Genomic DNA, 23,332 nt, shown 5'->3' on the forward strand with positions numbered 1-23,332 from the left:
GCACCCTAGTGGGCATAATCTACAACGCCTTCCTGTCCGCGTATAAGACTGCTAAGCATATACCTTCTTAGTCCACCACATCATTCAATAGCTGCGAAAGTTCTGCACCTGTGGGAAGATTCCGTGGCTCAAAGGTGAAGTTATCTGCAACATAATGGAATGCTGCGCGAATTGGCTGGCCGTCATCGACGCGCCGACGCCAGCCTTCGCGGTAGACGGCCAACTGCCTGGCGGCATGTTCCATATCGCGCCCCTGGGGAGGGCGTCCAGTTTTCCAGTCCACTATGAACCAGGAGCCATCCGGTTCTTTAAAGACCGCATCCATACGGCCCTTCAACACCGCGCGGCCAGCGGAGAACTCAAACGGTGCTTCCACGGCGAATGGGGTACGGTCTGCCCATTCAGATTCCAGGAATTTATCTTTCAATGCTTCAACATCCGCGATCGGTTCTTCGCCGGTACCGGGAAGTTCATCTTCTTCCAGCAGCGTGGGCATGCCGAAGCGGTCTTCGAGCCAAGTGTGGAATGCAGTACCGCGCTTGGCATAAGAATTCGGTTTGAAAGGGACCGGACGGCGCCGGCGGCGGGCGAATTCGTCCTTGTCCCGGGCGAGGTTCACCACATCAGAGGCAGTGAGCTCACTAGGCATTTCCACTTCAATCACCGGGGTAGTTAATGCATCATGTTCTTCAATTAACGCTGTAGCATCGCTTTCCCACAAGCCAAATTCTTCACCAGAGCGTGCCTCCGGCAGGTTCTCCAGCGCTGCTTCCACCAATGCTGCCCCGCGCAGGGCTTCTGCGGTGGGTTCCAAGAATGGGAAGCTCGCTGACTCAGGGCCGGTGGGGGTTGCATCTTCGATGACTTCTTCCGGGATGGACCACTCCACCACCAGGTCTGGGAATCTCTCCGCGAGCATCCCTAAGTAGCGGTATGGCCCCTTCTTAGAACCGTGGCCTGCGGCAAAAGAGTTGGTGCCGCCACCGGTGACGGTCAGAGACTTTTCGGTGCGGGTAATAGCAACGTAGAACAAGCGCGCGGCTTCTTCGGCATTGCCTTCTTTATAGTATTTATCCACGGCCTTCGCAGCGTTCGCATAGTCCGTGCGCGTTAATTCCTTCGGATCACCGTTTTTATCCAGCTTCGGCTCCGGTTCAATCACGTCATCTTCTCCGGGGACTTGCTCCACCTTGGTAATGAAAGAATTGGCTTTGGCACCATAAGTAGTGGAATCCGCATGCAGGACTGAGACATGCTCCCACTCCAGGCCCTTGGATTTATGGACGGTAAGAACCAGCACGCGGTCAGTCGCAGCGGGTACCTCACCCGGATCCAGGCCGTCTTCATGCTCACGCGCAAGCTCCAAGTAATCCAGCAGACCAGTCAGGGTGTCGCCTTGGTAGCCAGCCACGATGTCAGCAAATTTATCCAGGTGCGTGGTTCCACCGGCATCACCGCGGGCTAAAACTTCCGTGCGCAGGTTGAACCTGGATTCGATATCAGAGAAGAGATCCGACAGGGACTTGGATAGCGAATAATTGCGCAGATGCCTCAAGCCTGATGCAAGGTGCTCAATGCGCTCGCGTCCCTGTGGGGTATAGCGTTCTGGCTCACCCATATCGGCCACTGCATCAGCCAAACCCAAAACTTGTTCGGGGCGTTTGGTGGTGGCGTTATCCACCTGCTGCTGTAATTGCGCACGCAGATGCTCCAGGGGATCAGTGCCTGGTTCAAATACCACGCGCTCATCAGCGCGCCCGGTCATATTTTCCACGCGCTTTTGCAGTGCCAAAATATCAGCCATGCCCAAACCGCACAGCGGACCGGAAAGAATGCGCAGTGCTGCCGCTGAGTTTTGTGGGCGCACCAGCATGGTGGCAAGGGCCACTAAATCTTGGATTTCGGGCTCCCATAAAAGACCACCCAAGCCGACGATTTCATAAGGCACGCCATGTGCCTCGAGGTGGCGGCCAATTTCCGCCGATGCACGGTTGGTACGGACCAGCACGGCGGCACTCAGTGGCTGCCCGCTGTCAATGGAGTCATCGTAGACCTTCCGCATGCGGCGAGCCACGAAGTCACATTCTTGCTCCGAGGTTTCAAAATAGCCCAGCTGGACGTCGCCTTCACCAGCGGCAGGACCTGGGCGCAGACTATCCACTGGGCGCGGGTTGACGTTGGCAAAAAGGTCATCAGCCACCAGGTTTGCTAAATCCAACACGCGCGAAGGATTACGCCAAGAAATAGTCAGCTGATCTTGCGGGGCCGGGGTGTTCTCATCCGCAGGGAAATCCCGGATAAACGCGTTGAGGTTCTCCGTGGTGGCACCGCGCCATCCATAGATGGCCTGCATTGGGTCACCCACGGCGGTCACCGAAAGACCCGGATGCGGGGCGCCGCCGAAAAGACTGCGCAGCAGCACACGCTGGGAGTGCGAGGTGTCTTGGTATTCATCCAGCATGACCACGCGGTAACGGTTACGAGAGATGGCACCAATGCCTGGGTTGGCATGTGCCACGCGTGCAGCAAAAGACATTTGCTCACCGAAGCTCACCACACCGCGTGAATGTTGCTCGCGTTGGACCGCTTCCACCAGTTCCAGGTATTCCACACGCGCTTGTTGAACGTCGAGAATCTTCTGCAGCTCTTTGGAAAAACCCGTGTCTTTCTTCCGGTAATTCGGCAGTTCCTGAGCATCGGAGAGCATGGTGCGTGCGTGCTCACGGATATCTGCTGGATCCATGAGCACATTGCCCATGTTATCGGCGAGTTTCAGCACGGTTTGAGCCACAGTTGCCACCGAATTGGTGGTGGTCAGATCACCTTGATGGTTGCTGACAATCTCATGCGCGATGGCAAAACGTTCCGCATCCGTAATCAGCCGCGCGCTGGGTTCAACGGGCAGGTAGAGACCATATTCACGAACCAATTCACCGGCAAAAGAGTCATAGGTAGACACCTTCGGTGCAATAGTTTCTAAAGCTTTAGCCACATCACTGCCCGGCGCGAATAATCCGGTATCACGCAGTTGGATAAGGGAAGAACGGATGCGTTGTTCCAGCTGTTGCGCAGCTTTGCGGGTAAAGGTTAGACCCAAGACTTGCTCGGGACGCACCAGGCCATTGGCCACCAAAGACACCACGCGCGAGGCCATGGTTTCGGTTTTGCCCGCTCCCGCACCGGCGGTAACCAGCTTGGGCCCGAGGCCGCCTTGAATGACGGTTGCTTGTTCATCGGTGGGTGGGAATTTCTTGCCCACTGCCCGCGCGATGAACTCAGGGGTGAGGTTAGGAGTTGGCATCGGTGGTCACCTTTCCTTCCGTGTGGACAGGGCAGATAGAAATCACGGGGCAGCGTTCGCATTCGCTGCTCAGCTGTGCTGTTACGCGCGGTCCACGTAATTCATCCAGCAGTGGTGGCAGCTTTTCGGCGAATTCAGCTAATTGTTCATCGTCTTTGCGGGCTTGTTCCGCGGTGGCAATCTTGTTTGTGCTCGTACCCGGGTACACCAAGGTCGCACCATCGCGTTCTTCGCCTTTACCGCTGAGCACTCGTGTGCCATTGTCACCGGTGGAAAGCAGACCATGAGCAAGAACGAGCTGGTAGGCCAGAAGCTGCGGATGCTCAGAAGTTTCTTCATCGCTGGGTTTATAAGAACCAGTCTTCAGGTCAATAACGCGCAAACCTTGGTCTTCTGTCAGTGCGCGCTCCAAGCGGTCCATATAGCCGCTGATGCGCACGCCCGGCGCGGCCTCCACGTCCACGCGTACTTCTACATCCACCAGCTCAAGGACGCCGCGGGTATCTTCCACCCATTGATGGGTGCGCTGCAAAAGCCGCTCAAATTCTTCGCGTTCATGCTTGCGTTTCCACTGCGGGGAGGTTTGGATCTGTTCAAATGCCGCAACGGTTTCCTCCAACGCGATGTCTTTGTCCACCCCGCGGCCGAGTGCTTCCAAAAAGGCGTGCGCTAGGTTGCCGCGTATCAGGTGGTATTGCTCGGAGGCATTATCCGCCGCATTCGCCAACATGGCATTGAGCGGGCAGGTCAATAGGGCCTCAATGCGTGATGGGCTCAGCCGGGGGTTGTCGGCCAAACTGCGTTCTTCAGCCACCGTGCGTGTGGCCCACCAGGTTGATGGATGGGCGCCGGGAACGCCGGCATCGGCAAGCCTGGCTAGTTGGCGTGCGGCTTGAGCTTTTTCGCTTTCCGATGCCTCCTTGTCCCCCACAAACTTTCGCATCTTGGCGATAAACGTGGAGATAGACAGCACAGAGACTTGCAGTGGATCGAGCTCCGTCTCCAATTCCACAGCAGGTTCTTCCGTATCGGGCTTGGTGAGCCCCATTTCTTCAATCATGCGGCCAGCGCGGAAGGCTTCCTGGCGGGCAGCGCGTGCAATGGTGTCAATGAGGTTGCGGCGCGGGGTGAATTCATCGATGAAACGTGAAGGTTCAGCAACTTCATCACCGTCCGGGTTATCGATGGCAACAATCAGCATGCGGGCCGTATGCCGGGTGGTGGCAACGTGGAAAAGACGGCGTTCTTGCACCAGGCGCTCAGAAATATTATTGACCGGCGTATTCGGGTCAATCCCATCATCAATTAAGTCAATGAGTTCTTCTTGCGCGAAGATCGTGCCGGTTTCACCTAATGCTGGCCAGCTGCCTTCCTGTGCGCCGATGACCGCGACGGTATCGAATTCACGGCCGACTGCTCCGTGCGCGGTCAAAATGCTCACCGCATCCGGCACCGCGGTGCGGCGATCACGCACGCCGGTGGGCAGTTCCTGCTCAACGATGTGCTCCGTAAAAGCCTCCAAGCTCGCCCCTGGGCGGCGCTCGGAGTAGTCACCCGCGGCGTCAAAAAGCGCCATCATTGCATCCAAGTCACGGTCAGCCTGCGAACCGGTCGCGCCACCGCGCAGTGAGGAATTTAATAAACGATTAGCAAGCCCGGTCTTTGACCAAATCGCCCACAAGACATCCTCGGGGCTGCCGCCGAGCACCTCACGCCCGGCGTTAAGAATATCGACGGTGTGCTGCAACGTAGAAAGCTCATAATCATTGAGCACCGCCGCCAAGTCTGGCTCAATCACTCCACGCGTGATGATATCCCGCAGCATATCCATGCCGCGCAGCTCCGGCTGCCAGCGTCGCAGCGCGCGAATCAGTCGACGCAGGCCCACCGGGTCCGCACCACCAATGGGACCAGTAAAGAGGTCTTCGATTTCTGAGTTCGTGAGCTGAATATTCGTATCCAGTGCTTTGACCGCCAATAAGATGGCGGAGACCAGGCGTTGTTCAGAGAGCACCACATCAGTTGGGTTGATGTGTACGGGCACACCGGCTGCCAAAAGGGTGCGGCGCACGGGGCCCAAATCCCCCGACGAACGCACAATGCACGCGATGTCTTTCCACGCCACTCCATCATCCAAGTGACGGCGACGAATGAAATCCGCCAACACATCACGCTGCGTGCGCTCAGAATCCACGATCGAAACACACGCCGGTTCTGGCGCGCGCTGCCCAGCGTGTAATTCAATATGGTGCTCTGCGGGAAACGTTTCTAAAAAGTCCGTGGTCGCGCCACGGAAGGCAAAGACCGCCTGGTCTGGGTCACCGCCGATGACCACCAACTTCGCGGTAGCCGCCAACCGGCGAATCAGCTCACCCGAGGTGGGATCTAGCAGCTGTGCTTCATCCACCACGATGGTCTCCCACGGATGATTATCCGTCAGGTGCGGACGCAACAGCACCTGGGTAACCAGCTCAGCAGCTGAATAAGAATGGATGCCAGAAAGGGCCATGACGCGCTCATATTCGCGCAAGAATTTACCGGCCGCACTCCACATCGGCTGCGAATATTGCTTGCCCAGTTCAATGAGGCTATCGGGGGTTTGCTGGCGTTCAATCGCGCGCAGCAAAAAATCTCGCAGCTGACGCGCAAAACCAACATAGCCCAAGGCCGGACGGATATCTGCCGGCCACGCCCCCGCGCCGGTATCCACGTGTCCTTGAAGCAGCTCACGAATTACCGCGTCTTGCTCCGCACCGGTAATCAGGCGGATATCTTCTTCAGAATCTTGCCGCAAGAGCGCAAAAGCCAGCGAGTGTACCGAGCGCACCATGGACGCCTCAGCCACAAAATCATCATTACCCGCAGCCAACCGCGTGGTGAGGTCCTCACGCAGCAACGCACCAGATTCTTTGGATGCAGCGACCACCAAAATCGAATCCGCGCTGGCACCATTCTCGATGTGGTTTAACACCGTATCTGCCAAAAAGCTGGTCAGACCTGACCCCGCATGGCCGCGAATAACATAACTGCCGTCGGTGGGGAATGGAATATCCCAGGTGCGTTTCGTGATGTCATCATCGGGCTCAACAAGCCTTACCTGCGGATCGGTGGTTGCCTCAAGACTCATGAATCCATTATCGCACCCACACGGGACAAAAGATGTTCCTCCACCCTTTCAATGTGCGAACGGGTGTACGACTTCGATTCCGGGTGCAGGTTATTCACCTGGCGGCGATAAGCCACCGCACGCAGCAGCAGCTGGTCAATACCCGGCACATGCGCGAAACGGTCACAAATCCCATCATCAACAGCGCCAGCAATCAAACCGTCCACGATCACCAGCGCCGCTGAATAGCCTTTCGGGCGCAGCCGCGCCGTGGGGATAACATCCACGATGGCCGGCGGATTATTGCCGGAGTAAATCGTGGATGCCAAAAGATCCGCATGCCCGATGGTTTCTGGCAGCTTTGGCAGCGCTTGATAACCTTCACCGGTTTCTTCCCAGGCGGCGTCTTCGGCGGCTGCGAAAACATCGTCACGCTGCACTAAAGAATCGTCCCGGGTGAGCATTTCTGCATCCCAGCGCAAAGCCAATGCCGCGGTTTCATCCACCCGCTTGCTCAAGCTACCTGTAACCACGTGGTTGGCTTTCCACCCACCAACCACAAAGCGGCCATCGGTGGAGCGCAGAGGACGCACCACACGCGCGCCCGGAATATCCAGCTTCAAGCGCAGCTTTGCCGACCATGCCGCAAAATCTGTGGCACGCGCAAAGACTACATCACCAATCCGCCAACCATAATCCCACGCCGAACCCATCTTTTCCGGCGTGGACATACGCGTATTAAAAGCACTCAGCACCTGCTCAGAGGGCTGCGGGGAAGCAATCTGCGGCATGAAATCTCCCTACTTAATTAGCTTGCGGATAGGGCCAAGGATTGGCCTGACAGGTGACATCCTCATCCGGATAAACCTCTTCAGAGTCAATGGAATTCAGACGCGCGTTATTCAGTGACAACGTCTGCTGCATCATCACCGGAGCCAGCTGGCCATCCCCGCCACATGCCTGGTGGTCGGCATAACCAATGGCATGGCCAAATTCGTGATTGACCAAGTACTGGCGGTAGCTGCCCAAATCCCCCTCAAAAGAAGCAGCACCGCGCACCCAGCGTGCTTCATTAAGCAACACCGTTGACTCGCCCGTGATGCGGGTATGGCAGGAAGTTTCCATCTCCAGCTCCGCACCGCACAGCTCAGCTGCGGTGGACAGTGAGGTCAGTTGGATGCGGGTATCTGGGTTTTGGTCACTGGGCACGTGAATGAACTTGAAGCGTTCATCGTCAGTCCAGCCCCGTGGATCAGACAACGTGGCATCCACCATCTGCGCAAAAGCGCTATCCCCACCATAAGGAATGGTATTGACCCCATTTTCCACCTCGATGGAATAGCGAATGGTCGTTTCCGTGCCCTCACCCACATCCTGACCAGGTGTACCCACCGGGCGGAATGTGCCATCGCCGCCCTCAGAATAGTTGCCACCTGCCGGCAAAGAATCCGTAACCGCGGCAACCGCTGCGCTGACCTCAGCCGGGTCAGGACCGGTTGCCAGTGGGTCCGGCTCAGCCTCCGCAGGAGCACTAGAGGCGGGCGTATTAGCTGGCGGTGTTTCTGGGCTTTCCGTGTTGCGCGGAATGAAAATATCCACGAGCACCCACACCGTTAAAACTGCCAAAACGGGGATGGCGATGACACGCCACCACCCGTATTCTTCAGCAAATCGCACAATCGGGTTGGCTTCTAGACGCTCGGGCGCTTGGTCAGAGTTATGCCTAGAAGAATTCATGTGCCTTAGATTACCGGGATTTTATACTCCCGCGAAACCAACCTGACGCTGGGAAGAAGAACCCAGCTCAACGTACACGACACGCTCGGTACGAACGATGTACTTCTTACCCTTTTCATCTTCCAATTCCAGGGTGGAGTTATTTGCTAATGCCTCATTGATGCGGCCGAGCTGTTCATCCTGCTCACCAGTCACGCGAATAACAAGCTCACGTGCAGTATCAGCAAATCCAAATTTAATATCCATGAAGTAATCTCCTTTACTTTTACACTTACTAGCCCCACTATAACCCCGACGGTTAGTATCGAGGTGTGCCTATGAACAACACGTCCTCGCCGACCTTCGCGGCCATGGGTGTTGCAGCGGAGATCTGCGACGCGCTCAGCGCCCGTGGAATCACCCATACTTTTGCCATCCAAGAGCTGACTTTACCTATTGCTTTAAACGGCACTGATCTGATTGGTCAGGCGCGTACCGGCATGGGCAAAACCTATGGTTTTGGCGTGCCTTTGCTTGACCGCGTTTTCGATGCCGCTGATGTCCCTGAGCTGGACGGAACCCCACGCGGACTGGTGATTGTCCCTACCCGCGAACTAGCGGTGCAGGTGGCCAGTGATCTGAAGGTCGCAGCAGCCCAGATCCCAGTGCGGATTGCCACCGTCGTGGGCGGTCATGATTTTGAGGCGCAGAAGCAGATTTTGCGCTCCGGCGTCGACGTCGTCGTGGGCACTCCCGGGCGCCTGATTGATCTCTATCAGCGCAAAGATTTAGTCCTCGATAAGGTCTCCATCTTGGTTCTGGATGAAGCCGATGAAATGTTGGACTTAGGCTTCTTGCCCGATATTGAAAAGATTTTGAAGGCACTAGATTCCACCCCGCATCAAACCATGCTCTTTTCTGCCACCATGCCAGGCGCCATCGTCCGCTTAGCGCGGACATTTATGCAGCGGCCCTTCCATATTCGCGCTGATGCGGAGTCCGCCGAGCCCACGCATTCTTCCACCAAGCAGGTGGTATTCCAGGCACACCGAATGGATAAATTGCCGGTGCTTTCCCGCATTTTGCAGATTCCTGGCCGCGGCCGCACCGTTGTCTTTACCCGCACCAAGCGCACCGCAGCGCAGGTGGCGCAAGAGCTTGCCGATTTAGGCTATGTTGTCGGTGCCGTCCATGGCGACCTGCACCAACAAGCGCGCGAACGCGCGTTGATGGGCTTCCGTGATGGCAATGTGCCCATCCTCGTTGCCACTGACGTCGCTGCCCGCGGCATTGACGTCGATGATGTCACGCATGTCATCAACTATCAGGTTCCAGATGATGCCATGACCTATGTACACCGCATTGGCCGCACCGGCCGCGCGGGCAATACGGGCACCGCTATCACCCTGGTGGGCTTCGATGAGCTCGGCAAATGGCAAGGCATTGACTCCGAACTTGGCCTGGGCCAGCCCGAACCCCCACAGTGGTTTAGCACCTCTCCAGAATTCATTGAAGCTTTGAACATCCCAGCAGATGCGCAGGATTCCGTAGGCCCAGCACGCAAGGTCGCCGGCGGAGGTGGCCGCCGCCGATGAGCGCACCGATTTTGCGCCGCACCAAGAAAGATTGGCTTGCGGTCGGCGCTTTGACGACGATTGCCGCCGTAGCCATTGGGTTCAGCTGGTTTAATTCCGATTTTTCGCACGCGTCATTGCAGCAAGAAGCTGTCCCCGGCGCCGAGCATCAAGCAGAGATTCTGGACCAGGCGCCTGACAACCTGACCGAAGCATTCCGTGTGCCTAATCAGGGCGTGTCCGGTCAGTATAAGCCAGTTGTTTCCCGCGGCTTGGTCATCAGCAATGATGACCACACGGTGACAGCCACCAATTCCGATGGCAGTACCGCCTGGACTTATTCACGCGATAACGTCGAGATTTGTTCTTTGGCCACCGCTTGGGACCGGGTCATCATAACGTTTCGCAATGGCCGTGGTTGCGGCGATGCCGTATCTATCGATTCCGCCACCGGCACGTATGCCGATACTCGCAGCGCCAATAATTCTGAGAACGTGCATGCGATTTCCTCCAATGACCGCGTCGGCACAGTCTCCTCAGACCGCGTCGAGCTGTGGCGCTCTGATTTGGTGCGCACCGTCGAATATGGCGATGTAGAAGCCAAGCAAGAGCCTGGTTTTCAGCCCAATGAAGCCTGCACCATCAACTCTGCACTCACCCGCACGGAGTTGCTCGTGGTGTCTGAGACCTGCCCAACGCAGCCCGGAACCAACTTCTTGCGCTTCCAAAACACCACACCTGAAGATTCCCGCCAGCCCGAAATTAGCCAGGACGTCCCCGTCACCGGCGATGGCGTGCGCCTCGTTGCGGTCGGACAATCTGCTGCCGCCGTCTACGTCCCGGGAGAAACCTCGGCGATTGTGTCTTATGACAACGCCGGCAATGAAACCTCGCGTACCGATGTCGCGCCATCGGCAGCCATCAATAACTCCGCCTCACCGTTTGCCCCTGCGACAGCGGACCTGCCCCACCACATGACTTGGTTCGATGGCGAACGCCTTTACTTGTTCACCCCAACAGCACTGCGGGTGGATCACGTCATCGAGTCCGCCATCGGCACCGGTGTTTCCGCCGGCGACCGCGCGCTCATCCCCGTCCGCGATGGCATTGCTGTCTTCAACTGGACGACCGGTGGGCAGGAAAGAATAATCCCCGTTAACCGCGAGGGGTATAACGGGGATGTGCATCTTGCGCTTGCCGATGGCAACATCATCGAAGCCCGCGAAGGCGAGCTTGTTGCGCTAGCTAATAATTAAGCTTGAACCATTCGCTTGATGCTGGGGCGAAGAAGATCAGGTACAGAGCCAGCAACGTAGAAATCAACGTTGCGATGCCCAGCAGCATTGCGCCGCCACTCATCATCTGGAATGAGCTGGCGGCCAAAATGAACTGCACCAGCACAATCGCGCCGCGCCCCCAGCGCAGGCCCTTAATCATGGCCCAGGATGATGCCAGCACGAAGCCAAAGACAATAAAGATGAAGATTGCGGTGCCCGTACCCACGTGCATCGCAATGTCAGTGGATGCTTCCATCGACTCATTTTCCGCACCGGCTACATCGCGCATCATCAGAAAAATGCCGAAGCCAATAGCAATCAGAGACTGCAGCGACGCAATCGCTGCAGCAGTGATCACGGTGGCTGGCGGTTTAGGGCCCGACTTCAAATTCTTTTCACTCACGCGCCACATCATACTTTGGATTTACATCAGGCGTTAACCTTGCTGCCCCTCCCTCCCAGCGATTTGACGAAGTTAGGCATGCCCTACTCAAATATCGGGCACATAAAATGCAGGTGAAGTCCGGTTTCCTGCGTCAGAAATAGTCTTTTGGCGTTTAAATTCCTACGTCACCAGCAGGAATTCTGGTTAGCTTGGTCACAATTTGACCTTTACCCCTAGCCAACTGTAAGGAAACATGCGATTATTTTCAGGTAGCAAAAACAACGAACTGATTAATCAGTTCTTAACTTCAGGAAAGCCTGAAGTTAACGCCAGGTAAATCGAATGGCAGCGACGCGAGTAGGCGCAGACCCGCTCCCACTGACTCGCCTCGAACTTGGCACCACCCCGTAAACACCCAGTATGTGTTGGACTCCCCGTGCAACGCATCACCCCGCTGTCTTTCACACAAACTTGTTAGGAGAATTAATCATGGATTGGCGCCACGAAGCAGTATGCCGAGATGAAGACCCAGAACTGTTCTTCCCAGTTGGAAACTCTGGCCCAGCACTGACCCAGATCGCAAAGGCAAAGCTTGTTTGCAACCGTTGCCCTGTCTCTTCCGCTTGCCTGAAGTGGGCACTGGAATCCGGCCAGGACGCTGGCGTCTGGGGCGGCCTGTCTGAAGAAGAGCGTCGCGCTCTCAAGCGTCGTCGCAACCGTGGCCGCGGCCGTACCCGCGTTTCTGCCTAGTCAGTAATTATGCCTCGGCGTTCTTTGCCGCTAAAATAAACAGAAGTTCATTTAACCTCAAAATAAGGAGTATGCGATGAGCAAGCGTGGTCGTAAGCGTAAGGATCGCCGTAAGAAGTCCGCTAACCGCGGCAAGCGTCCTAACTCATAAGACATGCACTGAAGCCTCCATCACTTTCGTGATGGAGGCTTCGTCATTGTGGATAACTTTTCCCAAATCCCGGTTTTGGGTGACGCCTCAACATAGTTATCCACAGGTTTTTCGCTCTTCTATTGCCGCCACTTGCGCAAGCACCATAGCGTATGAGTCATGAATCAAGACGATGCCTACGCAAGCTACCTCGCCGCCACAGCGCGCGGCTGGGAGCTGATTGAGGCATTCCATGCGCGCCACGGCTCCTTGCCGGCCGCAACCATCGCCCACCACGATGGCATCAGCCAAGCTCAGGCGAAACGCTTCCAGATTACCTTCGCCCGCATCAAGCCTTGCCGCAAACTTGCCCGCGAACTCAGCCACAGCCTTGAAGTCTTAAACCTCATCTCCGCAGCGATCAATAAAGTCAACCCACGGCTCAATGATGCCCGCGCGTTTCTTGAAAACATGCTGCGCGCCTGCCACAACCAATCTGTGGCGCACGCCGAGGCCCTCCTAGACGATATCGTCGCCAAAGCCATCCGCCCGACACGTTCCGCGCGCATCAATCGCATCAACTTCGCGCGTAAACCCGATGCCAACAATATGGTGAGCATCTTGGGCAAGCTTCGTGCCGAAGATGCCCGCCGCATTCAGGAAAAGTTCCAGCCTGCTATCCGCGCGGCTATTAAAGAAAACGAGGCTCTCACCGCCGATGTTGCCATGGCTAATCTCATGGTCAACACCATCCTGCGCGGAAACTCCACCCAAGCAACCGCACCACAGCATGAATACTCCCCTGCCGTTGTCATGTCGGTTGACCCCAATGTGGATTTAGAGCGCGGCATCATCAACACCGCCTCCGGCGCCTCCATCCCTATTGCGGACGCCATCAACTACTCGCTGCGCAACACCGGCTGGGTCCTCGGTGTTTCACAAACCGGCAGCAAAGCCAAGCTGGAATTTATCGCGCCCATCATCAATACGCGCTTTTCCACCGGCACCCACCGCCTCGGCGTCATGCTCGAAACCCTCATGTGTGCTCGGTGCGATACCCCGGCAATCTTCTGCCACGCACACCACATTGAAGCATGGGCACACAGTCGCAGACCGCGTGACTGGGAGGATTTAACTAATCTGTGCCCGGAAGATAACTCGCTCAATGATGACAATCCCAACGCGCCACCACGAAACGGCCGCGCTGAACGCGACGAAGATGGATGGCCGGCATGGAAATACTCCCCCGATGGCGTATTCCACTACAACCCCAACCCGGTCTTTAGACACGGTTGGCGCGGAACCATTGCCGATATTCTGGCGAACCAGGCTTAGCCCTGCCAGCGCACTTCAGTTTGCGAAATGTGAATTTGGTAACTGATCTTCTCACGCAGCGTCTCTGGCGCATGCGTGGACTTGTCACACCCTTTCACCATCTGCCGCACTAGCTCTTCCGAATCCAAGCGGGAAGAGCAACATTGGCATTCCGAAATGATGGCGCGGATTTCTGCTGCGCGCGTTTCAGACGTGCAATTGTCCAGAAGTTCGCAGCACAGAGCCTCAATTTCCTCGGAGCTACACTTTTGGTGATCTGCCGATGTCATGAATTGTCCTCCATATCCGGGTGTCCTAATCCAATTCCTTGTTCACGGGCTACATCCTTCAACGCCTTTCGCAGTAATTTTCTTCCCCTATGAAGCCGGCTCATCACCGTTCCAAGTGGAGTGTCCATAATTTCTGCGATTTCCTTATACGCTAAACCGACGACATCGGCGTAGTAGACCACCATGCGGTATTCCTCCGGGAGGTCATTCATCGCATCCGAGATCGTCGAATTCGGCATCGCCTTGAGCGCTTCAACCTCAGCCGATTCCAAACCCGTCGAGTCATGCCCGGACGTGGTGTAGAGCTGGAAGTCCGACAACTCATCTGCCGAGGATTCCGTCGGCCGGCGTTTAGCTTTCCTATAAGAATTGATATAGGTATTGGTCATGATCCTATACAGCCACGCTTTTAAGTTCGTGCCCTGTTTATAGGAATCAAAAGCATTGAATGCTTTCAGGTACGTTTCTTGCACCAAGTCTTCCGCGTCTTGCGGATTCCTGGTCATGCGCAGCGCACCGCCATAGAGCTGATCCAGTAGTGGGAGCGCTTGTTCCTCGAAAGAACCAGCCACAGGCGTCCTCCTTGTCGTTTCGGCAGCCATTTTTCTTATTCTAGCCGTATATGGTTGAGCTCATGGCTAAGACTCCGGCACTACAGGTTGTGGCTCAGGCTGGCACCCCACACCAGATTCATGAGTTTAAATCCGGCACCAGTGACTTTGGCGCGGCAGCAGCGGATTCTCTTGGCGGGGACCCGGCGCGCATATTTAAGACGCTGGTGATTGAACTTTCCACGGGCTCGCTTGCTGTATGCATCATCCCCGTGCCAGAAAAGCTCAGTCTGAAGCTGGCCGCCAAAGCTCTGGGTGTGCCCAAGGCCGCGATGGCCGAGGCCGCTCGCGCGCAGCGTTCCACTGGTTATGTTCCCGGCGGCATGAGCCCGTTGGGGCAAAAGAAAAAGCTTCCCACGGTCATTGATTCCTCAGCACTTAATCACGAAACAATTTACGTCTCCGCCGGTCGTCGTGGCCTAGATATCGAGCTCGCCCCTAACGATCTTGCCATGCTTGCCGATGCCCCTTTTACCCAATTAACTCAGGGTAATCATTCCTGATATTCCCCACAGCCTTATCTGCCGGGCGCACCTCAAAAAGCTCACGCAGCTGCTTAGGCGAAGGTCCCAACAGCTCCTCATCCATGGAGCCTTCCAACCAGGGCCGCATCTCTTCTTCGAGCAAGAATCGCGGCAAGCGATGATGCAGCCAGTCCATGGGCTCTAGTGCTTCTGTGGTCACCATGGTCGCTGAAAGTCGGTCCAGACCTGTCGCCCACAGGCCCGCCACCCACATGAGTTCTCCATCTGGGCGCGAGACATAATGAGGTTGTTTTTCATGCCATTCGTAGTAGCCATTCATCGGAATCAGGCATCGTCCGGAGCCATTCTTGCCTTTATATGCATCACGAAACGATGGCTTGGATGCCACGGTTTCCCCGCGTGCGTTAAATAGCGGTGGGCCTTCCAGGTCTTTCTTCCAATGTGGCACCAGCCCCCACCGGCCAGGGTCTACCTGAGCTAAGGCCTCTTGCACCCTGATAACCGGCACCATTGTGGTCGGCGCGATGTTATACCGAGGACCTGGAACCCCGTCCGGGGCATGAACTTCCTCCACTCCGGGCAGGTTGCCAACGTGGTCGAGGAGCTCGGAGGTGAATAATACAAATCGTCCGCACATGCCCCTATTATGGACGATATGACAAATTCGTGGACTGCACCCGTGGCCCAAGGCCCCATTCAATGGACCCAACAGATTCCTGGATCCAAGTCGATCACAAACCGCGCCTTCATCTTGGCCGCGCTTGCGGACTCCCAGTCACTGCTTCGCAACCCTTTGACCTCCCGTGATACTGAACTGATGTCGAAGGCGCTGCGCACGATGGGCATCGGCGTTGAGGTCGACGGTGCTGATGTCCGTATCACCCCCGGTGAGATTTCCGGTGGCACCATTGACTGCGGCTTGGCTGGTACGGTCATGCGTTTCCTTCCTCCGCTAGCAGCCCTGGCTTCGGGCCCCGTCGAGATTGATGGTGATGAGCAAGCCCGCGTGCGACCGATGGCGACGATGGCCCAGGCTTTGCGTGAGCTCGGCGTGGAAGTTTCGGCCGATAGCTTGCCGATGACGGTCTCCTCCACTGGTGTCCCTGCCGGCGGCGAAATCACCATTGACGCTTCTGGCTCTTCTCAGTTTGTCTCTGGCTTGCTGCTGTCTGCTCCACGCTATGACAATGGCATCACCGTGCGCCACGAAGGTGGCACGCTGCCGTCGATGCCGCACATTGAGATGACTGTTGCCATGCTGCGCCAGGCAGGAATTACTGTCGAGGAAGGCAAGAATTGGTGGAAGGTACATCCTGGCACCATTGAGGGCGGAACCTGGAATATTGAGCCAGATCTTTCCAATGCCACTCCTTTCCTTGCCGCAGCGCTGGTCACCGGCGGCACAATGACCATCAATGACTGGCCAGCTACTACCACCCAGCCGGGTGATGCATTCCGTCAGATCATCATGGACATGGGCGCTACCGCCGAGCAAACCCCGGAATACCTGCGCGCAGTCGGCAATCCTGAAGGCCGCCTATCCGGAATCAACCTTGATATGTCCGATATCGGTGAGCTCACCCCGACTGTCGCTGCCTTGGCTGCATTGGCAGATTCACCATCGCGCTTAACCGGCATCGCGCACCTGCGCGGTCATGAGACTGACCGTCTGGCTGCACTCGCAACCGAAATCAACAGCCTCGGTGGCAATGTCACTGAACTCGAGGACGGCCTGGAGATCATCCCTGCCCCGCTGCACGGCGGACTGTGGCATTCCTACGCTGACCACCGCATGGCCACCGCCGGTGCCATTATCGGGCTGCGCGTTGAGGGTGTTGAAGTAGAAGACATCGAGACCACCGCTAAGACCCTTCCGGGTTTTGCTCAGATGTGGGAGAAGATGCTTCAACGCAATGGCTAGAACATACGACGAATCAGACGTCCGCGTCCGCCCTGGGAAGGGCTCTCGCCCACGTACCAAGGACCGCCCCCGCCACGATGACGCCAAATTCGGCATGGTGATCACCAAAGACCGTGGCCGCTGGGGTGTAGCCCTCGATGATGGCCCGGTGGTCGTTGCCATGCGTGCCCGCGAGATGGGCCGCACCGCCGTCGAAGTAGGTGACCGCGTCGGCGTCGTCGGTGATACCACCGGTAAAAAGGACACACTCGCGCGGATTGTGAAGCTGGAAGAACGCACCTCAGTTCTGCGCCGCACTGCTGATGACACGGACCCGTATGAGCGCATCGTGGTTGCTAATGCCGACCAGATGCTGATCGTGACTGCTGTCGCCGATCCTCCACCACGCGCAGGCTTCGTCGAGCGTGCACTGATCGCTGCTTTCGTCGGTAACGTTCACCCCATCTTGTGCCTGACCAAAACCGACCTCGCCGATGCTGCGCCTTTTGCAGAAACTTTCTCAGACCTAGAAGTCACCGTCGTCGAAGCCGGCGTCGATGACCCCCTAGATGCTGTCTCACACCTGATTTCCGGCCATGTCACTGCACTGATTGGTCATTCGGGTGTCGGCAAATCAACGCTCGTCAACCGGCTCGTGCCGGACGCCTTCCGCGAGACCGGCGAAGTATCCGCTGTCGGGAAAGGCCGCCACACGTCCACGCAATCCGTCGCGCTGCGATTACCTGATGATGAAGGCTGGATCATTGATACCCCGGGCATCCGTTCATTCGGGCTTGCTCACGTCGACGCTGATACCGTCCTCGATGTCTTCTCCGACCTTGATGCCATCGTCGAAGACTGTCCTCGTGGCTGCACCCACTCCGGTCCCCCAGCGGACCCAGAATGTGCTTTAGACAAGATCGAAGAAGGCACGTCCACCGCCCGTCGCCGGGACGCTGTCCGTGCCTTGCTCGTTGCGCTACGTAGCAACGACGAATATTAGAGCAGTTCTACCAGAAATGGCAGCTCGCTCACGTCGTAATATGCCATGAAGTTGTCCAGGGCATCGCCGACAGCAAGCTCTGCGTCTTCATCACCAAGGTCGGCGGTATCAATCGCCGCCATCGCCTTGGCGGTAGCCTCCTCGGATTCTTCGACGTCTACGTGCATGCACACAACATCATCGAGGGAGACGCGGGCTGGCTCCAGCTTGACCACTGGGTCACCCATATCTGGCATCGGAGTAATCACCGAATCATCGATGTCCGCAGAAATCACCACGCGACGCTTCGGGAAGTGTGGCTCATCCCCAATGGCCAACAGGCGCAGGGACGCCATGGAGGCTTCCAAGAAGGCCGAGTAGGCAATCTCTTCTTCATCGCCTTCGGTGTAGAACTCTTTCAACGCGGCAGTTGATGCGAAACCCCAACCAGAGCGTGCAAAAATCTCACTATTCTGGTTGAGCTCGACCAACATATTGAAAGTTGCGGGTAGGTATACGCGCACTTAGAACTCACCTTCAAGATCAAAGACCGCTTGGATTTCTACACTGGTTCGGTCAAATACGGTGTACAGCATGCCGACCATGCCATTTTCTACGGCCGCGCGGATGTTGAGGATGTTGTCATCAATCATCACGCAGTCGCTCAATGGCAGCTCGAGTGCGTCCGCTGCTGCCTGGAAAGCTGCGCGGTCCGGCTTTTCAGCACCAACCTCACCAGAGAGAATTACCGCATCTACCAGGCCTTTGTATTCCCATTCACGGATTGGTTCCGCAGCTGGGCCGCCTGGGTCATTAGACAAGATCGCCAAGTCGACGCCATTAGCCTTAGCCGCCGATAACAGGGTCTGCCAACGCTTTACATCTTCGTCTGGTCCGTCTAGAACGCCGACATAATCAACGATCAGTCCTCGCATGTGTGTGGTTCCTCCAAAAAGTTTAAGAATTTATCTCGAGACTAGCGTAATCTTAAGGCTTAAGCCCACAATGTACCGCCTGGGACCTTTCGAAGCTAAGAAAGGTTTCCCGATTTTGTACCAACCAATTCCAGGTAGTGCGCAACTTTTGCGCTTTCAACCTCAAGAACCAGATGTCCGTTCTTCATTAACCCAAAATTTGGATGAAGAACAACGGATTTTGCTTGGCCAACTCGTTGGCGTCGCACTCGATGTTGCATCAGGCTTACGCCCTTTAATACATCTCACGCCAACGTATTTCGATCCATCCATCACCACTCATTTGAGCGCCTGGACCCGCCGTAATGGCACGGCTATCAGGCCCAAAAGAATGTGGATGCAGGCCCTGCATGGGCGAAAGGATGGCGAGTACTTTGGTACTGCCATCCTTGAAGAAAGAAAATTTGCCTTCACTGGCCGGTTTATCATCAGCGAGGAAAAACTCCGCGCTTTCCGGCTGCTTTAGGCTTGTTTAGTTTCTTCCTGCTGCTGGTTCATCTGTTTACGCAACATGAATAGCTGACGCACCGTTTCTTCCTTCACGCCCTCATTCATTGCGTTAAACATATCGCCACCCTCTTTCTGGTATTCCACCAGTGGGTCACGCTGAGCCATAGCACGCAGGCCGATGCCCTCCTTGAGATAGTCCATCTCATACAGGTGCTCACGCCACTTATTATCAATGACTGGCAAGATAACCATGCGTTCCGTATCACGCATCTGCTTCTCGCCGCCGATCTCGGAAATCTTTTCCTCCAGATCGTCGTACTGTGCCAAAGCGTCATCAACCAAAGCTTGGGTCAGCTGTTCTGCAGTCAGCTCACCTGGCACACCATATTCGGAACCATCAATGAGTTCCTGTGCGTCCACGCTTGGGCCGTACAGTACATCGAGTGCGTTCCAAAGCTGGTCAAGATCCCAGTCCTCAACGTAACCGGTTGCGGTCGCACCCGCGACATAAGCAGTGACGGTGTCAGAAATCATGGAACGAATATTGTCCTTGATATCTGAAGAATCCAGGATGGAACGACGGGTCGCATATACGACCTTGCGCTGCTCGTTGAGAACCTCATCGTACTTCAGGACGTTCTTACGCATTTCAAAGTTCTGGTTTTCTACCTGCGCCTGAGCACCCTTAACGGAGTTGGAGACCATCTTGGAGTCAATTGGCACATCATCTGGAACATTCAGACGGTTCATCATGTTTTCCATGGACTGACCAACGAAGCGAACCATCAGTTCATCACGCATGGACAGGTAGAAACGAGACTCACCAGGATCACCCTGGCGGCCAGAGCGGCCACGCAGCTGGTTATCAATACGGCGGGACTCGTGGCGTTCGGTGCCCAGAACGTACAGGCCGCCTGCTTCGCGGACTTCATCGCCGAGGCGTTTGGAGCGCTCACGCTCTTCTTCGATCTCTGCGTCCCAGGCTTCCTGGTACTTTTCTTCATCATCGAATGGGTCCAAGCCGCGCTCACGCAGCTTCATATCCAAGATGACTTCTGGGTTTCCGCCCAGCACGATATCGGTACCACGGCCAGCCATGTCGGTGGCCACGGTGACGTTTCCGGGGCGACCAGCGCGGGCAATAATATTACCCTCTTCTTCGTGGTGCTTAGCGTTGAGAACCGAGTGCTTCACGCCACGCTTATCCAGCAGTTGCGAAAGATACTCTGAACGCTCCACCGAGGTAGTACCCACCAGCACTGGCTGGCCGTTTTCTACGTGCTCCGCAATGTCATCGACAACAGCCGCGAACTTAGCTTCCTGCGTCTTGTAAATGCGGTCAGGGTGGTCTTCACGCTGCGCAGGGCGGTTGGTAGGAATTGCTACAACGTCAAGGCCGTAGATGGAGTTCAGCTCTGCTGCTTCAGTCTCAGCGGTACCGGTCATGCCTGAAATCTTCTCGTACAAACGGAAGTAGTTCTGCAGGGTAACGGTAGCCAGGGTCTGGTTTTCATTCTTGATTTCCACACCCTCTTTCGCCTCAATCGCCTGGTGCATACCTTCGTTGTAGCGGCGGCCGCCCAAAATACGACCGGTAAAGGAGTCAACAATGAGTACTTCGCCGTCGCGGACGATGTAGTCCTTATCGCGCACAAAGAGCTCTTTAGCCTTCAATGCGTTATTCAGGTAGCTCACTAGCTGAGAGTGCTCAGGAGCGTAAAGGTTATCAATGCCCAGCTGGTCTTCGACGTATTCCACGCCCTCCTCTAGGACACCAACGGTGCGCTTCTTAATGTCCACCTCATAGTGGATTCCAGCGCGCATGCGTGGCGCCAAAGTCGCAAAAACACCATAGAACTGCGAGGAACCATCAACCGGACCAGAAATAATCAACGGGGTACGTGCCTCATCGATCAAGATGGAGTCCACCTCATCGACGATGCAGAAATTATGCCCACGCTGCACACAATCCTTAAGATTGCGAACCATGTTGTCACGCAGGTAGTCAAAGCCCAACTCATTATTGGTGCCGTAAGTAATATCCGCCGCGTAGGCTTCCTTCCGCTCCGGCGGGCGCATCTCATTCAAAATCACGCCGACAGACAGACCCAACCAGCGGTGAACACGGCCCATCATCTCCGCGTCACGACGCGCCAGGTAGTCATTAACGGTAACGATGTGTACGCCTTTACCCTCCAAGGCGTTCAGGTATGCCGCCAGCAGCGACGTCAGGGTCTTGCCCTCACCGGTGCGCATCTCGGCAACATTGCCGAAGTGCAGCGCTGCACCACCCATAATCTGCACCTTGTAGTGCTTCTGGTTTAGTACGCGCCACGCTGCCTCACGGACGGTCGCGAATGCTTCAAGGAGGATGTCGTTTAAGTCCTCCCCTTTTTCTAAGCGGGACTTGAACTCATCGGTCTTTGCCTTGAGCTCATTATCCGATAAAGCTTCGTACTCGCTTTCAAGGGCAATGACTTGGTCAGCCATCTTGTCGAGCCGCTTAACAGTGCGTCCCTCACCCGCACGTAGCAGCTTGGAAAGTCCAAACACTTTAAATTATTCCTTTACTTCCACGACATTGTTGACTAGCTCCCCGCTATTGTACGCAAGGAATACAACTTACCTGCCTTCAGCTCCCTCAATCACAAAGAAAACCCAGCCGCACTTTCTGAGTGCGGCTGGGCATAGAACTTAAGCGGAGAAAAGATTTACTCTTCTGGATCCTCAGTCAAAGAAATCAGACCGTAGTCAAAGGCGTGACGGCGGTAGACCACCGATGGACGCTGGGTTTCTTCATTGATGAAGAGGTAGAAGTCATGTCCCACCAATTCCATCTCACTGAGCGCTTCATCCACGCTCATTGGGGTTGCTGGGTGCTCCTTGGAACGAACAACCTGACCCGGGCGGGTGTCTTCAATGGTCTCTGCGTATGGATCAACGTAGCGTTCCTCACGCTGTTCCTGACGTGCTGCCTCAGCATCTGCCACGATTTCCGCAGCCAGCTCACCAGTGCCCTTGCGTGCACGGTGACCAGACTTGGTGGCTTCGCGGCGGACCTTAACCTTGCGCAGCGAGCGCTCCATCTTGGCTACTGCAGTTTCTAGTGCTGCGTAGAAGGAGTCTTCCTTGGCTTCCGCACGTGCAATGTGTCCCTTGCCAGTTGCGGTGATCTGGATTCGTTCTGCTTCAGAATCTCGGCGAGGGTTTGGCTCATGCTGCAGCTCTACGTGGAAGAAGGTCAGCGTCGGATCGAGGCGTTCAATCTTCGCGAGTTTTGCTTTAACCCGGTCGGAGAAGTGCTCTGGCACCTCCACATTTCGTCCGGTGATTGTGACCTGTGCTGCGGTGGTGGTGTCGGTCATGACTGCCTCCCTGTATTCGCGGGGCCTTAACATTGTTGACCCCTGGGGCCGGATGTACTCACAATCAGTAGGTGTGACGAAAGCTTCTAACATCTACTGTGTGTGACACCTCTTATCCTACCAGTGGTCATAACCTTTATGTCCTAGACGTGAGCAAAAACAATTCCGCCGGCTATTTCTGCCCCCGCTCCCCGCAGGGCTTCTGCGGTGGCCATAAGCGTAGAACCCGTGGTCATCACGTCATCAACCAGCATGACCGGCAGCTTAGGTACCCGTGAAATTACTGCCACGCTACGCCGCATATTTTCCCGCCGCCTCTGCGCATTCAACCCCGATTGGTCTAATGCCCCCGCTTTAATCCGCACGCAATTGATCACGGGCATCTGCACTTGCTTTCCGGCTTGTTGACATATCTGCAGCACTGGGTCGCCGCCGCGCAATGCAGCAGATTTCTTCCGGGTGGGCGCCGGTACTAACACCACCTCATCGGGGATGTCCCCGCGCGCGATGACATGACGCAGCCCCGCTGCCACCACGGCACCCACATAAGGCCGGACAGCACGGTTGTTATATTCCTTCATCGCAATGATGACGTTGCGCCGCAGTTCGGAATAGGCGCCTAAGGAATAAAAGGGGGCATCGGCAAGCATTTGCCGATGCACGCGAACCGGTGCCTGCCGCAACGCTTCTTGGCACGCGGCGCACAACACCGCACCGGGGCT

At 56.0% G+C, this 23,332-nt stretch carries 23 protein-coding genes; 9 read left to right on the forward strand and 14 right to left on the reverse strand.

Features of this window, described 5'->3' with window-relative positions; all coding sequences use genetic code 11:
- Nucleotides 1-67: 67 nt before the first annotated feature.
- The 5 genes from ACG98I_RS08390 to ACG98I_RS08410 are packed head-to-tail and all read right to left on the reverse strand — an operon-like array spanning nt 68 to nt 8,390.
- Entirely contained in the window at nt 68-3,301 is a 3,234-nt protein-coding gene (locus ACG98I_RS08390; RefSeq protein ID WP_394719972.1) for an ATP-dependent helicase, read from the reverse strand.
- On the reverse strand, nt 3,288-6,428 hold the full coding sequence (locus ACG98I_RS08395; protein WP_394719974.1) for a PD-(D/E)XK nuclease family protein: 3,141 nt from the start codon (nt 6,426-6,428) through the stop codon (nt 3,288-3,290). The genes ACG98I_RS08390 and ACG98I_RS08395 overlap by 14 nt, the downstream gene beginning before the upstream one ends.
- Nucleotides 6,425-7,198 carry a hypothetical protein gene (locus ACG98I_RS08400; protein WP_394719976.1) on the reverse strand — a complete coding sequence of 258 codons (774 nt, stop codon included), beginning with the start codon at nt 7,196-7,198 and terminating at the stop codon, nt 6,425-6,427. Before ACG98I_RS08400 ends, ACG98I_RS08395 begins: the two co-directional genes overlap by 4 nt.
- Before the next feature lie 13 nt (nt 7,199-7,211).
- Nucleotides 7,212-8,144 (reverse strand): DUF3152 domain-containing protein, encoded by a 933-nt coding sequence (locus ACG98I_RS08405; RefSeq protein ID WP_394719978.1) that lies wholly within the window; start codon nt 8,142-8,144, stop codon nt 7,212-7,214.
- Between the two features lie 21 nt (nt 8,145-8,165).
- On the reverse strand, nt 8,166-8,390 hold the full coding sequence (locus ACG98I_RS08410) for a DUF3107 domain-containing protein (protein ID WP_394719979.1): 225 nt from the start codon (nt 8,388-8,390) through the stop codon (nt 8,166-8,168).
- A gap of 71 nt (nt 8,391-8,461) precedes the next feature.
- Here ACG98I_RS08410 and ACG98I_RS08415 point away from each other — a divergent pair, with 71 nt between their 5' ends.
- Both ACG98I_RS08415 and ACG98I_RS08420 read left to right on the forward strand, forming a co-directional pair.
- On the forward strand, nt 8,462-9,718 hold the full coding sequence (locus ACG98I_RS08415; protein WP_394719981.1) for a DEAD/DEAH box helicase: 1,257 nt from the start codon (nt 8,462-8,464) through the stop codon (nt 9,716-9,718).
- The gene (locus tag ACG98I_RS08420) at nt 9,715-10,953 is read left to right on the forward strand and encodes a hypothetical protein (protein ID WP_394719983.1); all 1,239 of its coding nucleotides are present in this window, start codon (nt 9,715-9,717) and stop codon (nt 10,951-10,953) included. Before ACG98I_RS08415 ends, ACG98I_RS08420 begins: the two co-directional genes overlap by 4 nt.
- Here the strand turns inward: ACG98I_RS08420 and ACG98I_RS08425 are convergent.
- Complete coding sequence (locus ACG98I_RS08425; protein ID WP_394720263.1) at nt 10,943-11,386, reverse strand: hypothetical protein; 444 nt, start codon at nt 11,384-11,386, stop codon at nt 10,943-10,945. The genes ACG98I_RS08420 and ACG98I_RS08425 overlap by 11 nt on opposite strands.
- 462 nt (nt 11,387-11,848) lie before the next feature.
- Here ACG98I_RS08425 and ACG98I_RS08430 point away from each other — a divergent pair, with 462 nt between their 5' ends.
- The 3 genes from ACG98I_RS08430 to ACG98I_RS08440 all read left to right on the forward strand — a co-directional run bounded on the left by ACG98I_RS08430 (nt 11,849) and on the right by ACG98I_RS08440 (nt 13,574).
- Nucleotides 11,849-12,109 carry a WhiB family transcriptional regulator gene (locus ACG98I_RS08430; RefSeq protein ID WP_394719985.1) on the forward strand — a complete coding sequence of 87 codons (261 nt, stop codon included), beginning with the start codon at nt 11,849-11,851 and terminating at the stop codon, nt 12,107-12,109.
- Between the two features lie 76 nt (nt 12,110-12,185).
- Nucleotides 12,186-12,260: a 50S ribosomal protein bL37 gene (locus ACG98I_RS08435; protein ID WP_095066802.1), complete on the forward strand. Its 75-nt coding sequence runs from the start codon at nt 12,186-12,188 to the stop codon at nt 12,258-12,260.
- A 159-nt stretch (nt 12,261-12,419) separates the two neighbouring features.
- Nucleotides 12,420-13,574: an HNH endonuclease gene (locus ACG98I_RS08440; RefSeq protein ID WP_394719987.1), complete on the forward strand. Its 1,155-nt coding sequence runs from the start codon at nt 12,420-12,422 to the stop codon at nt 13,572-13,574.
- On the opposite strand, the gene ACG98I_RS08445 is transcribed toward ACG98I_RS08440, so the two are convergent.
- Together ACG98I_RS08445 and ACG98I_RS08450 are read right to left on the reverse strand one after the other, a co-directional pair.
- Complete coding sequence (locus tag ACG98I_RS08445) at nt 13,571-13,843, reverse strand: anti-sigma factor (protein ID WP_394719989.1); 273 nt, start codon at nt 13,841-13,843, stop codon at nt 13,571-13,573. The two genes, ACG98I_RS08440 and ACG98I_RS08445, sit on opposite strands and share 4 nt — an antisense overlap.
- Nucleotides 13,840-14,445: a sigma-70 family RNA polymerase sigma factor gene (locus tag ACG98I_RS08450; RefSeq protein WP_394719991.1), complete on the reverse strand. Its 606-nt coding sequence runs from the start codon at nt 14,443-14,445 to the stop codon at nt 13,840-13,842. Before ACG98I_RS08450 ends, ACG98I_RS08445 begins: the two co-directional genes overlap by 4 nt.
- 32 nt (nt 14,446-14,477) lie before the next feature.
- Between ACG98I_RS08450 and ybaK the strand changes: the two genes are divergently transcribed.
- The gene (gene ybaK, locus ACG98I_RS08455) at nt 14,478-14,957 is read left to right on the forward strand and encodes a Cys-tRNA(Pro) deacylase (RefSeq protein ID WP_394719993.1); all 480 of its coding nucleotides are present in this window, start codon (nt 14,478-14,480) and stop codon (nt 14,955-14,957) included.
- Here ybaK and ACG98I_RS08460 read toward each other — a convergent pair.
- Nucleotides 14,926-15,576 carry an SOS response-associated peptidase gene (locus ACG98I_RS08460; RefSeq protein WP_394719995.1) on the reverse strand — a complete coding sequence of 217 codons (651 nt, stop codon included), beginning with the start codon at nt 15,574-15,576 and terminating at the stop codon, nt 14,926-14,928. The genes ybaK and ACG98I_RS08460 overlap by 32 nt on opposite strands.
- An 18-nt stretch (nt 15,577-15,594) precedes the next feature.
- Here ACG98I_RS08460 and aroA point away from each other — a divergent pair, with 18 nt between their 5' ends.
- Both aroA and rsgA read left to right on the forward strand, forming a co-directional pair.
- Entirely contained in the window at nt 15,595-16,860 is a 1,266-nt protein-coding gene (gene aroA / locus ACG98I_RS08465) for a 3-phosphoshikimate 1-carboxyvinyltransferase (RefSeq protein ID WP_394719997.1), read from the forward strand.
- A complete protein-coding gene (gene rsgA / locus ACG98I_RS08470) occupies nt 16,853-17,842 on the forward strand; it encodes a ribosome small subunit-dependent GTPase A (RefSeq protein WP_394719998.1) in 990 nt (329 codons plus the stop codon). The genes aroA and rsgA overlap by 8 nt, the downstream gene beginning before the upstream one ends.
- Here rsgA and ACG98I_RS08475 read toward each other — a convergent pair.
- Both ACG98I_RS08475 and ACG98I_RS08480 read right to left on the reverse strand, forming a co-directional pair.
- Nucleotides 17,839-18,345 (reverse strand): DUF6912 family protein, encoded by a 507-nt coding sequence (locus tag ACG98I_RS08475; protein WP_394719999.1) that lies wholly within the window; start codon nt 18,343-18,345, stop codon nt 17,839-17,841. The two genes, rsgA and ACG98I_RS08475, sit on opposite strands and share 4 nt — an antisense overlap.
- The gene (locus ACG98I_RS08480; protein WP_394720001.1) at nt 18,346-18,756 is read right to left on the reverse strand and encodes an HAD family hydrolase; all 411 of its coding nucleotides are present in this window, start codon (nt 18,754-18,756) and stop codon (nt 18,346-18,348) included.
- Between the two features lie 70 nt (nt 18,757-18,826).
- Here ACG98I_RS08480 and ACG98I_RS08485 point away from each other — a divergent pair, with 70 nt between their 5' ends.
- A complete protein-coding gene (locus ACG98I_RS08485; protein WP_394720002.1) occupies nt 18,827-19,261 on the forward strand; it encodes a hypothetical protein in 435 nt (144 codons plus the stop codon).
- Here the strand turns inward: ACG98I_RS08485 and secA are convergent.
- The 3 genes from secA to ACG98I_RS08500 all read right to left on the reverse strand — a co-directional run bounded on the left by secA (nt 19,258) and on the right by ACG98I_RS08500 (nt 23,272).
- A complete protein-coding gene (gene secA / locus ACG98I_RS08490; protein WP_394720004.1) occupies nt 19,258-21,798 on the reverse strand; it encodes a preprotein translocase subunit SecA in 2,541 nt (846 codons plus the stop codon). The two genes, ACG98I_RS08485 and secA, sit on opposite strands and share 4 nt — an antisense overlap.
- Nucleotides 21,799-21,956: 158 nt before the next feature.
- Nucleotides 21,957-22,610, reverse strand: a complete 654-nt coding sequence (gene hpf, locus ACG98I_RS08495; RefSeq protein ID WP_394720006.1) for a ribosome hibernation-promoting factor, HPF/YfiA family — start codon at nt 22,608-22,610, stop codon at nt 21,957-21,959.
- Nucleotides 22,611-22,753: 143 nt separating this feature from the next.
- The gene (locus tag ACG98I_RS08500; RefSeq protein WP_394720008.1) at nt 22,754-23,272 is read right to left on the reverse strand and encodes a ComF family protein; all 519 of its coding nucleotides are present in this window, start codon (nt 23,270-23,272) and stop codon (nt 22,754-22,756) included.
- Between the last annotated feature and the right edge of the window lie 60 nt (nt 23,273-23,332).

This window comes from Corynebacterium sp. L4757, from assembly GCF_043673995.1.
Taxonomy (GTDB): domain Bacteria; phylum Actinomycetota; class Actinomycetes; order Mycobacteriales; family Mycobacteriaceae; genus Corynebacterium.

Bases quoted from the DNA above. Each gene is read 5' to 3' on its own strand.
- ACG98I_RS08425 (WP_394720263.1), bottom strand. From the start codon at position 11,386: ATGTGGCGCGTGAGTGAAAAGAATTTGAAGTCGGGCCCTAAACCGCCA.
- ACG98I_RS08390 (WP_394719972.1), bottom strand. From the start codon at position 3,301: ATGCCAACTCCTAACCTCACCCCTGAGTTCATCGCGCGGGCAGTGGGC.
- ACG98I_RS08415 (WP_394719981.1), top strand. From the start codon at position 8,462: ATGAACAACACGTCCTCGCCGACCTTCGCGGCCATGGGTGTTGCAGCG.
- ACG98I_RS08445 (WP_394719989.1), bottom strand. From the start codon at position 13,843: ATGACATCGGCAGATCACCAAAAGTGTAGCTCCGAGGAAATTGAGGCT.
- ACG98I_RS08450 (WP_394719991.1), bottom strand. From the start codon at position 14,445: ATGGCTGCCGAAACGACAAGGAGGACGCCTGTGGCTGGTTCTTTCGAG.
- ACG98I_RS08400 (WP_394719976.1), bottom strand. From the start codon at position 7,198: ATGCCGCAGATTGCTTCCCCGCAGCCCTCTGAGCAGGTGCTGAGTGCT.
- ACG98I_RS08485 (WP_394720002.1), top strand. From the start codon at position 18,827: ATGTACCGCCTGGGACCTTTCGAAGCTAAGAAAGGTTTCCCGATTTTG.
- ACG98I_RS08405 (WP_394719978.1), bottom strand. From the start codon at position 8,144: ATGAATTCTTCTAGGCATAACTCTGACCAAGCGCCCGAGCGTCTAGAA.
- aroA (WP_394719997.1), top strand. From the start codon at position 15,595: ATGACAAATTCGTGGACTGCACCCGTGGCCCAAGGCCCCATTCAATGG.
- ACG98I_RS08460 (WP_394719995.1), bottom strand. From the start codon at position 15,576: ATGTGCGGACGATTTGTATTATTCACCTCCGAGCTCCTCGACCACGTT.
- ACG98I_RS08430 (WP_394719985.1), top strand. From the start codon at position 11,849: ATGGATTGGCGCCACGAAGCAGTATGCCGAGATGAAGACCCAGAACTG.
- ybaK (WP_394719993.1), top strand. From the start codon at position 14,478: ATGGCTAAGACTCCGGCACTACAGGTTGTGGCTCAGGCTGGCACCCCA.
- ACG98I_RS08420 (WP_394719983.1), top strand. From the start codon at position 9,715: ATGAGCGCACCGATTTTGCGCCGCACCAAGAAAGATTGGCTTGCGGTC.
- rsgA (WP_394719998.1), top strand. From the start codon at position 16,853: ATGGCTAGAACATACGACGAATCAGACGTCCGCGTCCGCCCTGGGAAG.
- ACG98I_RS08410 (WP_394719979.1), bottom strand. From the start codon at position 8,390: ATGGATATTAAATTTGGATTTGCTGATACTGCACGTGAGCTTGTTATT.
- ACG98I_RS08440 (WP_394719987.1), top strand. From the start codon at position 12,420: ATGAATCAAGACGATGCCTACGCAAGCTACCTCGCCGCCACAGCGCGC.
- ACG98I_RS08480 (WP_394720001.1), bottom strand. From the start codon at position 18,756: ATGCGAGGACTGATCGTTGATTATGTCGGCGTTCTAGACGGACCAGAC.
- ACG98I_RS08395 (WP_394719974.1), bottom strand. From the start codon at position 6,428: ATGAGTCTTGAGGCAACCACCGATCCGCAGGTAAGGCTTGTTGAGCCC.
- hpf (WP_394720006.1), bottom strand. From the start codon at position 22,610: ATGACCGACACCACCACCGCAGCACAGGTCACAATCACCGGACGAAAT.